Below are 11,894 nucleotides of genomic sequence, written 5' to 3' on the forward strand. Positions count from 1 at the left end.
GGTGGGCTTGGTCCTTGGTTCTGTCGGTCCAGGGGCCGCGCGCCTGACGGTCCCATGACCTTCTGGTGCGCCCGGCCGGGCTTTCCGCTGGCGCCGTGGCGCTGTGCCCCCGGCAGGTGCGCCTGCTCATCGACCCGGCCGCTGCGCCCGGACTATGTAGGTTTGGCTCATGGTTGATGACTGGCGGATGGACCGGGTCGGGGCTGCGCTGAGGGGGGAGAACCCGACCGTGTTGCGGCGGCTGACAGCAGGGTTCGCGGTGATCGGGGACGTGCAGTTCCTGCCGGGATACTCGGTCCTCCTCGTGGACGAACCGAGTGTGCAGCGGCTGTCGGACCTGCCGAGAGCGAAGCGGTTGTCGTTCCTGTCTGACATGGATCAGCTCGGTGAGGCGGTCGAAAATGCCTGCCGGCGCCTGGACCCGGCTTTCCGGCGGGTCAACCTGGAGATCCTGGGGAACAAGGACCCGTTCCTGCACGCCCATGTGTGGCCGCGGTTCGAGTGGGAGCCGGCCGATGCCGTGGGCGCTCCGGTCTGGCTCTACCCGCGCGCCCGGTGGAGCGACGAGCGGTTCAGCCTCGGCCCCCGGCACGACGTGCTCCGGGAAGCGATCAGCAGCGAACTGGTCCGATTGCGCGCCTGACGCGCTCGGTGGCGGCGCCGTTCGCGACGAGTGGCCAGAGCGGCAGCCGCCTGGACAGGCTTTCGGGCGCGGGTGACCACCCGGACGATCCAAGGTAATGTGATGTTGAAGATGTCGCCCGTGGGGCGGAAGCCTTACACGAGCGAAGCCGGCGGAGGGCCGCCCGGAAGCGACCCGGCACACCGCCGGCTTCTCGCAAAGTCCGGACCCGAAGGACCGTCCCTGTACCGCCATCATACGAGCACCCCGGCCCCAGACCTTGAGGAGACGACGTGATCCCCCGCGGCCGCCCCGTCACCAACGAAGCCGACATCGCCCGCCGCGCCGGCGTCCCCCTCCCCACCTGGCGCCGCCGCGACGCCCCCGCCTTCCGCGAACGCGTCCCCAGCCTCCTCCCCGGAAGCCGCCACCTCCTGTACGACCTCGCCCAGACCGAGGCGTACCTCGCAGGCAAACCGGTCCCCGCCCTCCCCGCCGGCGAACACCCCGACGACCTCCTCACCGCCGAAGAGGCCGCCGCCGTCCTCGGCATCACCCCCACCACCCTCCGCGCCTACGCCGCCCAGGGATATCTCTCCCCCGGCATCACCATTCACGGATCCCGACTCTGGCCCCGCCGCGAAGTCCTCGACCGCCGCGACAACGCACCCGGCCAGGGCAAGGGCGGCGGCCGACGCGCCGGCGAACCCCAGGGCCCCCGCAAACAGCACGCCTACGAAGGCGACCCCCGCCTCATCACCGCCCGCGAAGCCCTCACCACGGCCGGCGGCGCGCCCAAGGGGCGAATCGCCGCCGCGCTCGCCGAACAACACGGAGGCACGCCCCGTACCTGGGAACGCCTCCTCACCGCAGCAGCTGCACACACCGACACCTGACCGAGACCCCCCGGCATGAGTCGTAAGGGCATGGCTCATTCGCAAGGTACTGCTGGCCGATCCCGTGTGCGTGCGCGGAAGCAGGGGCGCGGACCACGTACCTGGAGAAAGGTGTCGAGCCGGGTTGACGGCCTGCATGCCCATCCCACGAGGCCGAGGTGCGCCCGCGGAGGCGTGTAATGCCCTGCGGGGTGACTCCGGGGCGAATTGGGCGAGGGCCTCGTGGTGTCCACGGGGCCCTCGATCGTTTCGGTGCCGGCTGGCGGGTTCTGCTACTTCTCCCGCTCGCGCCACTTGCGGACTCCCCAGACGGCCAGGGCCGTGATGACTGCAGTCAGCAGGCTGGCGGGGAGCTGGGTCAGAAGACCCTCTGCGACCTGGTTCAGCGCCTTGTTGAGCATCCGTTTCTCCTTGGTGAGTTGATGCGGTCTCACCAGGTTCGATCCGTCCGACGCCGTTCTGACGTGGGGAGACGTCCTGCCACAACTCATGACGCGGAGCCACGAGTTAGGACGCTGTACCTTGTGTGTCGGACGTCATAGGACACTTTTGGACACTCCACGGGGGATGGCTCATGGCTAAGCTCACCGCTCCTCCGCTCACCCCGGGGCCGCGTAAGGAACTGAGCGATGCACTTCACGCACTGCACCGCCAGGCGGGATGGCTCTCGGTGCGCGACCTGGCACGAGAGTTCGGCAAAGGAGTAGCCAGCTCAAGCCGGATCCATGACGCGTTCACCAAGCCCCGCCTGCCGGCCTGGGCTCTGGTGGAACTGATCGTCAGACAACTGGCGTCACGCCTCCCTGATGCCTCCGCAACCTCCGTCGCCTCCGAAGTAAAGCGATTTCATGGTCTTTGGGACAGCGCTGCAGAAGCAGAAGGGGATGCCCCTACGAAAGTTCAGGTCGCCGAACAGAATGAGCAGCATGCCCATATCGTTCAGGGGGACAACCTCTCCCTGGTCTCTAATGACATCAACAAGGTTGGACAAACACGCCGATATACGTACCCCACACTCAGAGACCTATCAACCGCTCAACAAATCCAGCTAGACCACGAAGAAGACGAATCGTTTCTAACTATCGACGCCGAAGATGTCGGAAAGCTCTATGCCCAACGATGGATCAGCCGCCTTCGCCCTGAAATCGAAGACTTCTTGTTCCTTCTGGGAGGCCACCCGAAGCCGCCACTCATGATCCTGAATGAACTCTATGGTTACGGACGGGAATTCGGATTTCTTACTGATCCTAGTACTAAAGTCAACGACGAGGAGAGAACATCTCTCCTTGAGGGCTTCTGGAGCACGGTGCGCGACACAGCTGACAAAGACCCTCTTACGCAGCCACGTGAGACGCGGACCTGACCGTTGCGCAGTGACCGTGACCCCGGCTCGCAGGGGTTGAGCGATGGCCGGTCTGCCGGGACCGCCTGCAGATGAGGGATAGCGGCCCTGTCCGGCCATCGCTCGGATACGCGGCTCCACGAGGCAACACCGTGCCCTTGACCGCGCTCCGTCCTGCATCAAAGCCCTTTGGGTAAAGCGTGGGCTTTGCGTCTCTATTCTGACGCGAATCAGCTTGGTTCAGAAATTCCTGGATAGTTCAGATAGATTTCTGGTCCATGGCTGTACGGATACCTCGGCGGACTGCCAGCGGATAGCCGAGGCGGTCCGCGGCCTGATCGAAAGAGAGCGCTGGGTGCATCGTCATCAGGGTCGCGATCCGTTCGCTTCGGATGTCTGCCAGGATCCGCTGAACGGTGGCATAGGCGGCGCCGACGACCTCCTGGACGCCGGCGATCGTGATCGCCGGCTCGGCATTGAGGAGGAGGGCGACCCGGTTGCGGACTTCACCGCGGGGAACGGCGTCAGTGCTGCCCTTCGGCCGGCCCGGCGCGGCCGCCTTCCCGGGCCGGCTGTCCCGGAAGGCGCGCACGATGCTCCGCGGCCAGTGGTCGACGCCGTGGACGTCGGCCAGGTGTGAGGTGAGCCGGGTGTCAGTGGCGTAGCCGTCCCAGGTCCGGGGCGTCACGCCGAGTTCGGCGGCGGCCTCCTGGCGGTCCAGAAGCACGTTGGTGGCGCTGCCGGATGGCAGGTTGGGGACGGGCTCGCCGGCAATGTAGGCGGCGGTCTGCTCGCTGTCCCATAGCAGCGTGCGGGCGCCAGCCGAGCTGATCGGAGCGGGGAACCCGGGCTGGGTATAGGGCTTCTTGTTCCGGAAGGTGCCCATCGCCATGCCCATGGCCTGCGCCAGCCTCTCCCGTGTCTGGACGAGGTGCTTCCGATCTGGGTGGATCATCGCGGGCGCTCCTCCGGGTGACGGGACGTCGAGAGCACGCCCGTGCGGCAACGTTGGACGGCGCAGCCAACGATAAATAAAGATACAGGACTCACATCAAGGCGGGTAGCCCCACGTCTCGCCGCTCGCCGCGGGCCAGACAAGCCCCCGGGCGGTCGACGCCGGCCGCAGGTACGCGCGGGGGTTCCGCTGAGGAGGGCCTGTCAGAAGTCGGCGGGCAGCGCCGCGTTCAGGCTGGTGAGCCAGGGGCGGGGGTCGTCGCGGTCGAGCGCGCGAGTGTTGCGGGTGACGGCAGCGTCGTGGGTGTGTAGCTCCAGGAGACGGAGAGGGCTCTGGCCAGGGTGTGCCGTCTCAACATGCCGGGCGCCGCTGCCCATGAAGGGGGCGAGAGGGTCGGTGGCGAGGAGGAAGGGGCCGGTGGCGCCGCACGTGCACTGCACCCAGGCGATCATGACTCCGGTCGTCTGCTGGAGGGTAACCATGCCCTAGGTAACGAGCCCAAACCTCGCTCGTTCCTGAGCATCGGCAGATCGCTGGTGCAGTTCGACGGCCCGCCCCGATCACTGATCAGTTGTGGCTGAGCGTTCTAGTCGGCCAGTTGAGCGCGGAGGTGGTCCGGAGGGGACACCCTAGCGGCCGACGGTGGTCCAGTCGGTGGGGGCGGGCGGTACCGAGCGGCCTGCGGCGTGCTCGCGGAGGCGTCGAGTCAGTTCCGGCAGGTCGTACGCCGGGAAACTCACCTGCAAAAGCTGGAGACGAAAGCCCGATGCCAGCTTCTCCTGGAACATTGCCGCGTCCATCGGCTTGACAGTCACGTCCCATGCGTCCGGAGCCGCCCAGTGCGTCATCCGGACGTAGAACGCGTCCCGCGAGCCGGCGTTCGCCACGGCCGAGAGGAACTCGAGGCCGCTGTCGACCGGGAAGTCGATGAGCATCCAGCCGCGCTTGGACTCCACCCACTCCCGCATGTGCGGAAGCTTCTGAGGCCAATCCGCGTTGCTCTCGCCGACGTCCTGGCAGCAGGTGAACGTGTCGAACCCGCACTCCCAGATCTCCTGGATCGTGGGTGCGAGCTGCTCGTCGATCTGTGCGTGCTGGTCACCCACCCGGACGAGAGCGGTGGGATGGGTACCTTCGTAAGACGTCATCGAGCGAGCATATGAGCGAGGTCCGACACAGGTCCGGGGAGGTGTCGCACCGTCCGGGTCCCGCACCTCGGCTCACGGCCAAGCCTGCCCGCCGTGTTCACACTGGCCAACCAAGACGCTCATGGCCAGCTAGACCGCTTGGACCCTCAGCGGACGGGCGATCTTGCCACCAGCGATTTCACAAATTCACAAGCACCCCTTGCCGTTTCACCTACTGGGACACGAGTGCAGCGTGCCGAAATTTTGTGTATACGGGTCCTGGGCCCAATTCCCTTCTTCAAAGGGAAGTTGGGCCTTCGTGCTTTCGAGGCCCGGCTCCTCCCACGAAGGAGAGGAAACCGGATCCGCAGTGGGTCCGGTGAGCAGGGGCCCGCCTCGAAGATGTCCAGTCCTGGCGGCGGGCCCCCGGACCCAAGGGGCCGCCTTGAACGTAACCATCGATCTGGCCACCGGTCTCGTAGTCGCGGGCGCACTGGCCATCGGCTGGCTGGTCTACCGCTGGACCGCCCCCACGCCGAACGCCGCGCACCAGACCACGAAGGGCGAGCGACTGCTGTACGCCGTCACCGCCGCGGCGGCGGCCATAGCGATCGGCGGCTACCTCATGGGCGGCATCAAGGGGATCGAGCGCGCCGGGGACGCGAAGAAGGAGCGGGCCGTCGTGCAGACCGACGGAAGGCGCGGGCAGGCCGACTCCCCGTAAAAGCGGCCTTAGCGTCGTTTCTCGGGAACGTACTGTGCCCCCGCACCGAGGTGCGGGGGCACACAGGGAGCGCTCCAACAACCAGTCAGCTCGCCGCCCACGCTCACCGTAGCGGGCATCAGCCGCCGATCCGCCGATCCCGGACGCCGGTGACCCGGACGAACGACAGCGCGTGCTCCGACCTTGACGAAGTCGGCGACGGCTCAGTCGACTTCGACGTACGCGACGAGGATGATCGTTCCGACGACGGTGGGAATGTACACGACCCGGACTCGGCCGTCGCGGTACTCCCACTCCAGCTTCCCGTCGCCCCGGGTACCGATCCGGTGGTCCAGGGATAGCCGGACAATCGCGGCGTCCAGGACCTCGCGGTCGGCGTCGGCCATCTCGTCGATCTGCCGTTCCGCGACGTCGTGGAGAACGACGTGGGCGCGCCAGGGGCCGTGCTTCGGTGCCATCAAGCAGCGCCGGCTGTACGGGCGGCGTCCGCGTCTCCGAGCCCGTGGCGGGCCTGGACCTCCGCGTACGGGGTGGCCTTAGACAGGTCGATTCCTTCGGCCGCCAGCTGCTCCAGTGTGTAGGCCAGCAGGCCCTCGCCGGCAGCCGCGCGTTCGCGGGCGGACTCGCGGAGCTGCCGCGCCTCGTCCTCGTCGAAGATCAGGTGCGCCATCGGGTCCTCCGCCGGTCGGGTACAAACCGAGGCTAGCGCAGCATCAGTTCTCAGGGACGGGGACGGACACTGCGGTCTGGGGCCCCTGGTGGCAGTGCGGCAACCGCGTGGACGAGTTCACACCGAGCCCCAGGCGAACGCCGAACTTCTTCTGAAGGAGCGCGCGGCGTATACCGCGGTTATGGCCTCTGAGTGCTGATGCGATCCGCGGTTTCCCAATCGTGACCAGCCCGTGCCCGCAGGCATCTGCGGTGTCCGACGATCACATGCCGGTGCCCCGCCTTCCGCTGTGGACGCGCGGAAGACGGGGCACCGGTGGCTGGGGTCAGCGGCGGTGGTGGCGGTGGCCCCAGGACTCGGTGTCGACGGTGCGGCCGCGGTCGTCGCGCAGCGTCGCGGTGTCGGAGTTGTTGTCCCACACGTAGTTGCGGCGGTCCTGGAACAGGTCGGTGCGGGTGTCGCGGCCCTCACCGGTGTGGACGCGGACGGTGGCCCGGCCGGCGAGGCGGTAGTCGTTGAACTTGTAGCGGTGGCCGTCCTCGTCCTTCAGGGTCCAGCCGTCGAGGTTGATCGCGTGGCGGGTGTTGTTGGTGATCTCGACCCACTCGGCGTTCAGCGACCGCACGGTGCGGTTGTCGCGTCCGGGGCTGTCGGCCTGGACGGCGCTGATCTCCACCTTCGGCGTCCGGTGACGGTCGCCGTCGTGGGCGGAGGCCGGCAGGGCGACGATCGAGACCATGGCGCCGGCCGCGAGGACGGTCGCGGCGATACGGCGGGCGGTCGAAGAAGCAGACAAGTGATGTCTCCTCAAGAACGGTGCCCCACCAGCCGAAAGAAGCTGGTGGAAGCGGTGCGGGTCCCGGTCCGGTGCTGGGCCGAGGACCCGAACTCTGCCGCCCCGCCGACCCCGTCGGAACGCCACCCAGACCCCGTTACGGGGTACGGATATTTCCGTAACTGTCGCCTGCACTCGGCACGCATATGCGGCAGACGTGGCCCTGACATTCACTGACAGCTACACCCACCCGCCCAGTGATCACGGGCAAGCCCTTCCACGCTCCGGCGCACCACCCACAGCACCACCCGGCGCACTCCGCCAGTCGCGTGACGCGGGCGGGTAACAGGCGTCCTGCACTTTTCTTCGCACAGACCCGCCTCCCTCGTACACTCGCGTGATTTTGCTGCCGGTTCAGCGGTCGCCCGGCGCGGGGCGATGTCGGTGCAGGCTCGTACCGTCGTGAGCACGAGGGCCGGAGCCTTCCCTCCCGCTGGGTGAACGGGCGCGGGCCTGGCGTCCAGGGGCGTCAGGCTGCCGGGGCGTGCGATCACGGGCCGGGTCTGCCTAGCCTGTGGGCACGCCCTAGGGGGGCCGTGGAGGTGTGTGCATGCCCCGTTCCCTGTGGTCCGGAGCGATCTCGTTTGGTCTGGTCACCGTGCCCTGCAAGCTCGAGAACGCGACCGAGAAGCACGACGTGTCCCTGCGGCAGGTACACGTGGAGGACGGCGGCCGGATCCGGTACCGCAAGACGTGCGAGATCGACGGCCAGGTCCTCACCGAGGACGAGATCGGCAAGGGCTACGAGATCAGCAAGGACCACGTCATCCCGATCACGGACCAGGACCTGGCGGACATGCCGCTGCCCACGGCGAAGGCGATCGAGATCGTCGCGTTCATCGACCGGACCTCCGTTGATCCGGTCCAGTACGGCGCCGGCTCGTACTACCTGACCGCCGACGGACAGGTGGCCGCGAAGCCGTACGTGCTGCTCCGCAAGGCGCTCGAGCGCAACGAGAAGGTCGCCGTCGCCAAGTTCGCCCTCCGCGGCCGCGAACGGCTCGGCCTGCTCCGCCCCCTTGGCGACGCTCTGCTCCTGTCCGGCCTGCACTGGGGAGACGAGATCCGCTCCTCCGAGGAGATCGCCCCGCCCGAGACCGAGCTGACCGACGACGAGCTCGAAGGCGCGCTCGAGCTGATGGAGACGATGACCGTCGCCTCCGTCACCGACCTGGACGTCACCGACCAGTACACGGAGGCGCTCCACGAGGTCATCGAGGCGAAGGCCGAGCACCGTGCCCCGAAGCCCGCCGAGGGCGAGGAGAAGGCCCCCGCGCCGGTCGTCGACCTCATGGCCGCGCTGGAGAAGTCCGTCGCCGACGCCCGCGAACGCCGCGGCGATACCGCCGGCGGGGGCGAGGCGACCGTGCACGAAATGCCCGCGAAGCCGAAGAAGAAGACGGCCGCGAAGAAGGCCACGGCGAAGAAGACGACCCGCCGGAAGACCGCCTGACCCGTTCGGGTCGTGTCCTGGGGACGCGGCCAGGGGTTGATCGCCGTGTGGAGACTGAAGAGCCGGTGCTCGGCGACTACCCGGACGCGGACAAGCCCCGCCTGCCCCTGCTGACCGCGGCGGAAGCCCGGGACGCTGTCGAGTACATGCGGCTGCTGGAGACGCTCGACCTCACACCCCGCGGGCAGGCCGCCGGACAGCTCGCCGCGAACCTGGCCCGACGGCTCCCCACGGACGGATAGACGCCGCGCCGGCGTCGGTACGTCAGTCGAGGATGCCGAGTTCGGAGTCGGGCCGGCAGATTTCGCACGCCCGGATCCCGCCGTCGGTCAGCGCCCGGCGGGCCTCTTCGCGGCTGAGCGGTTTCCGGTGGCGCGCGGCGAGCCGGCAGTCGCCGATGTGGACGCTGTCCGCGACCGGCCGCCCGCCCTCACGCAGGAAGGACAGGACCCAGCCGGGGCCTTCCGGGAGCTGCCGTACGGGGCGCAGTGCGGCCTCGCGGGTCTCGACCTCGGCTATCCGGTGCCGGACCCGTTCCAGGGACAGCACGAGCCAGTGCTCCAGGGTCCGGAGCCGTGGAAGGTCTGGCGGCAGCTCGGACATCAGGCACCCGGGCGCTTCTGCTGCTCGGCCACCTCTCGCTGATGTTGCTGGCACAGGGGGTTGCCGCCGAACCCGTACCGGTGACATGGGGCCTGGCAGCGGGCGCAGTGGCCCAGGAGCGGGGGTGGGCACTGCTGGGGTGGGAGGTTGACCGGTGCAGCGGGGGTGGTCATGGCGGTTCCTCGAGGTCGGGCCGGGCGCCGGGGTCAGGGTAGGACTCGCGTTCTGCCGGGACCGGTGTGCCACACGTGGCACCCTTATTCGAACACGTGCTCTAATTGAAAGTATGAGGCACGACCCCTTCCCCGACGACCTCGTCACCGCCCAGGAGGCCTGGACCCGCACCTACGAGGAGCTCGCCCTCCCCTGCCCCGCGGGCGTCACGGACCTGCGGCGGCGCCTGATCCGGCTCTCCGTCCAGGTCTACTTCCACCCGTTCTGGACCCGGCAGGCACACCCGTCCGCGAGCCGGGGCGACCTCCTGCACCGTGTCCGCGCGGGACGGCCCGACCGCGAGGAGACAGCGGCATGAGCACCGACCAGGACAACGTGATCTGGCACGTGCGGTGCCGCCCCGACACCACCGCGGACGGCCACCGCCGCGTCCTGGACCTCCTCGGCGACTTCACCCCCGTCGTCCAGCCTCTCCCGCCCCTGGCCGCGCTCGCGCAGCTGCGCGGCGCAGGCCGGCTGTTCCAGGCCGCGCCCGGCCGGCTGGCGGCCCGGTTCCGGATCCAGGCGCTCGCGAAGACGGCGTCGACACCCACATCGGCATCGCCGACACCTGGGCCACCGCCGCGACCACCTCCGCGCACCCCGGAACCTCCGGAATCCTGCACCTGCCGGGCCACCGCGCCGTCGAACAGTTCCTCGCGCCCCTGCCCGTCCGTGCCCTGCACGGCATCGGCCCGGCCCAGGCCGCCCGGCTGGAGGCGTTCGGACTGCACACCATCGGCGCGCTCGCCGCGATGGACGAGACCGTCGTCTGCCGCGTCCTGGGCGGCAAGGCCGGACGTACCCTGCGCGAACGCGCCCGCAGAATCGACCCCCGCACGGTCACCGCCCGCCGCATGCCCGAGTCCACCAGCGCCTTCCACGCCTTCGACCGCGACGTCTACGACCCCGTCCTCGTCCGGGCAGCCCTGCTGGACCTGGTCACCACCCTCGGGCAGCGGATCCGCGGCCGCGACCAGACCGCCCGCAAGCTCGCCCTGGCCGTACGGTTCGCCGACGGCTCCACCGTCGAACGCACCCGCACCCTCCCCCAGCCCTCCGCTCACACCGACGACCTCAGAGTCACCGTCTTCCGGATCCTGGACTCCATGGCGCTCCAACGCGCACGGATCCGCCGCCTCCTCGTGACCGTCGAAGACCTCCGCCCCGCGGGCGAAGGCCCCGGCACACAAATCTCCCTGGACCCCGCACGCGAGAACCGACTCTCCCTGGAACCTGTCCTCGACCGAATCAACACCCGGTACGGCCGCCGCCTCGCCGGCCCAGCCAGCGCCTACCGCAAAGCGAGCTAATCCCTGGCCGTTCTCTGACGGCCCTTGGGGAGGATCCGACCGGGTTGTGGCGGTAGAGAGAGTTACGCGGAGGATCGGCTTCGCTGCGCCGGCTCCGGGCTGGAGATCGCCGACGGCCATATCAACGGGATCCTCGCCCTGAATCTCGACCGGCTCGCCCGCGAGCTCACCGTCCAGGAGGCAGTCCTCACCTACATCTGGGCGCCAGGTCTTCATCACCGAGCACGGCGAGGACCTGGAGGGCGACGAGGACGACCGGCAGACTCCACCTCAACCGGACCCAGGAGAAGGAGGAGACCCGCCCCCCGCGTTGAAGATCCTCGGCTCCAGCGTCCGGTAGTTATCGCGGGTACGAACTGGGCGTCAGGCATGTAGGCAAGGAGCACTCAGGGCTCGTGCCTGACAGATGTCTCTGGGTTGTTCAGGCACGTATGGCATGTTGGGGCGTCGATACCGACAACCACTCATACCTTTTGGGATATGAATGGTCGGTATAGGTTTCTTGTTGCTTTCTCTATCGGTACGTTCACATTTGGCGGGATCGCCTGTGATTCCGGAGCCGACGGGGCCAATCCTGTACGGACACAGGAGGCTGAGGCATCGGCTCCAGCCACTCCCCATCCCGCCGAGCAGACGCGGTCGGCAACGCCGTCGCTGAAGCCGGGCAAGGAGCGAGCGGACCTCAAGAACTTCGAGATCGATGACTCAAGAGCGTTCGGGGCCGACCGCATCTGGGTCGTGTGGACGGTCGTCAACAGCACTTCGGAGAAGGCGGACTACATGTGGGAGTGGGAGGCCGTCAACGCGCATGGTGTCCGTGTCGCCAAAGGAACTGAGCTCGCTATTGGTGTGCAGCCGGGAGAGAAGACCTTCGGCGGCTCACCCACCACCCTTGAGACCGCTGATGCGGAACTGCGAATCACGAAGTTCGACCGTACAGCTGCCCCATGAAGGGAGTGAACGCCCGGCGTTCACAGCCGCCGCAGGCACCAGGACGCTCCTGCGGCACCGCAGCCTCATCCGCAAGCGCCTGATGACGGCCGTGTTTAGACGTCGTTTCACTTGGTGAGTCGCCGGTAGTTGATGAGGCTGGTGGCGATGGCGGTGAAGGCGAGGAAGTGTTCTGGCTTGCGTTCGTAGC

At 68.1% G+C, this 11,894-nt stretch carries 17 protein-coding genes and 1 pseudogene; 10 read left to right on the plus strand and 8 right to left on the minus strand.

The features are described from left to right. The first annotated feature begins 169 nt into the window (after nt 1-169). On the plus strand, nt 170-643 hold the full coding sequence (locus tag ACZ4XX_RS31575; protein ID WP_468511287.1) for a diadenosine tetraphosphate hydrolase: 474 nt from the start codon (nt 170-172) through the stop codon (nt 641-643). 272 nt (nt 644-915) lie between these two features. Then, entirely contained in the window at nt 916-1,518 is a 603-nt protein-coding gene (locus ACZ4XX_RS31580) for a helix-turn-helix domain-containing protein (protein WP_468511288.1), read from the plus strand. Nucleotides 1,519-1,790: 272 nt separating this feature from the next. Here ACZ4XX_RS31580 and ACZ4XX_RS31585 read toward each other — a convergent pair whose 3' ends face one another. After that, nucleotides 1,791-1,952 carry a hypothetical protein gene (locus tag ACZ4XX_RS31585; RefSeq protein ID WP_468511289.1) on the minus strand — a complete coding sequence of 54 codons (162 nt, stop codon included), beginning with the start codon at nt 1,950-1,952 and terminating at the stop codon, nt 1,791-1,793. Nucleotides 1,953-2,092: 140 nt separating this feature from the next. Here ACZ4XX_RS31585 and ACZ4XX_RS31590 point away from each other — a divergent pair, with 140 nt between their 5' ends. Further along, nucleotides 2,093-2,881: a hypothetical protein gene (locus ACZ4XX_RS31590; RefSeq protein WP_468511290.1), complete on the plus strand. Its 789-nt coding sequence runs from the start codon at nt 2,093-2,095 to the stop codon at nt 2,879-2,881. A gap of 238 nt (nt 2,882-3,119) precedes the next feature. On the opposite strand, the gene ACZ4XX_RS31595 is transcribed toward ACZ4XX_RS31590, so the two are convergent. The 3 genes from ACZ4XX_RS31595 to ACZ4XX_RS31605 all read right to left on the minus strand — a co-directional run bounded on the left by ACZ4XX_RS31595 (nt 3,120) and on the right by ACZ4XX_RS31605 (nt 4,963). Beyond that, entirely contained in the window at nt 3,120-3,815 is a 696-nt protein-coding gene (locus ACZ4XX_RS31595) for a hypothetical protein (protein ID WP_468511291.1), read from the minus strand. Between the two features lie 203 nt (nt 3,816-4,018). Continuing rightward, nucleotides 4,019-4,297, minus strand: coding sequence for a hypothetical protein (locus ACZ4XX_RS31600; RefSeq protein WP_468511292.1), 279 nt, complete (start codon nt 4,295-4,297; stop codon nt 4,019-4,021). Nucleotides 4,298-4,444: 147 nt separating this feature from the next. After that, on the minus strand, nt 4,445-4,963 hold the full coding sequence (locus ACZ4XX_RS31605; RefSeq protein WP_468511293.1) for a hypothetical protein: 519 nt from the start codon (nt 4,961-4,963) through the stop codon (nt 4,445-4,447). 424 nt (nt 4,964-5,387) lie between these two features. Between ACZ4XX_RS31605 and ACZ4XX_RS31610 the strand changes: the two genes are divergently transcribed. Continuing rightward, on the plus strand, nt 5,388-5,666 hold the full coding sequence (locus tag ACZ4XX_RS31610; protein ID WP_468511294.1) for a hypothetical protein: 279 nt from the start codon (nt 5,388-5,390) through the stop codon (nt 5,664-5,666). Between the two features lie 203 nt (nt 5,667-5,869). On the opposite strand, the gene ACZ4XX_RS31615 is transcribed toward ACZ4XX_RS31610, so the two are convergent. From ACZ4XX_RS31615 to ACZ4XX_RS31625, 3 genes are all read right to left on the minus strand, one after another. Further along, on the minus strand, nt 5,870-6,124 hold the full coding sequence (locus ACZ4XX_RS31615) for a hypothetical protein (protein WP_468511295.1): 255 nt from the start codon (nt 6,122-6,124) through the stop codon (nt 5,870-5,872). Beyond that, nucleotides 6,124-6,336 carry a hypothetical protein gene (locus tag ACZ4XX_RS31620; protein WP_468511296.1) on the minus strand — a complete coding sequence of 71 codons (213 nt, stop codon included), beginning with the start codon at nt 6,334-6,336 and terminating at the stop codon, nt 6,124-6,126. Before ACZ4XX_RS31620 ends, ACZ4XX_RS31615 begins: the two co-directional genes overlap by 1 nt. A 325-nt stretch (nt 6,337-6,661) precedes the next feature. Then, nucleotides 6,662-7,075: a lamin tail domain-containing protein gene (locus ACZ4XX_RS31625; protein ID WP_468511301.1), complete on the minus strand. Its 414-nt coding sequence runs from the start codon at nt 7,073-7,075 to the stop codon at nt 6,662-6,664. A gap of 646 nt (nt 7,076-7,721) precedes the next feature. Here ACZ4XX_RS31625 and ku point away from each other — a divergent pair. Then, complete coding sequence (gene ku / locus ACZ4XX_RS31630) at nt 7,722-8,624, plus strand: non-homologous end joining protein Ku (protein WP_468511297.1); 903 nt, start codon at nt 7,722-7,724, stop codon at nt 8,622-8,624. A gap of 47 nt (nt 8,625-8,671) precedes the next feature. Next, complete coding sequence (locus ACZ4XX_RS31635; protein ID WP_382511825.1) at nt 8,672-8,866, plus strand: hypothetical protein; 195 nt, start codon at nt 8,672-8,674, stop codon at nt 8,864-8,866. A 22-nt stretch (nt 8,867-8,888) separates the two neighbouring features. Here ACZ4XX_RS31635 and ACZ4XX_RS31640 read toward each other — a convergent pair whose 3' ends face one another. After that, nucleotides 8,889-9,227 carry a DUF6233 domain-containing protein gene (locus ACZ4XX_RS31640; RefSeq protein ID WP_468511298.1) on the minus strand — a complete coding sequence of 113 codons (339 nt, stop codon included), beginning with the start codon at nt 9,225-9,227 and terminating at the stop codon, nt 8,889-8,891. A gap of 286 nt (nt 9,228-9,513) precedes the next feature. Here ACZ4XX_RS31640 and ACZ4XX_RS31645 point away from each other — a divergent pair, with 286 nt between their 5' ends. The 4 genes and pseudogenes from ACZ4XX_RS31645 (at nt 9,514) to ACZ4XX_RS31660 (ending at nt 11,704) form a co-directional block, all read left to right on the plus strand. After that, nucleotides 9,514-9,759: a hypothetical protein gene (locus tag ACZ4XX_RS31645; RefSeq protein ID WP_468511299.1), complete on the plus strand. Its 246-nt coding sequence runs from the start codon at nt 9,514-9,516 to the stop codon at nt 9,757-9,759. Nucleotides 9,760-9,793: 34 nt separating this feature from the next. After that, nucleotides 9,794-10,159, plus strand: a pseudogene (locus ACZ4XX_RS31650) (hypothetical protein); the annotation flags it as partial. A gap of 36 nt (nt 10,160-10,195) precedes the next feature. Continuing rightward, entirely contained in the window at nt 10,196-10,753 is a 558-nt protein-coding gene (locus ACZ4XX_RS31655; protein WP_468511302.1) for a DinB/UmuC family translesion DNA polymerase, read from the plus strand. A gap of 480 nt (nt 10,754-11,233) precedes the next feature. Next, nucleotides 11,234-11,704 (plus strand): hypothetical protein, encoded by a 471-nt coding sequence (locus ACZ4XX_RS31660; RefSeq protein WP_468511300.1) that lies wholly within the window; start codon nt 11,234-11,236, stop codon nt 11,702-11,704. Nucleotides 11,705-11,894 lie beyond the last annotated feature (190 nt).

It is taken from the genome of Streptomyces sp. NPDC029956, assembly GCF_055574655.1.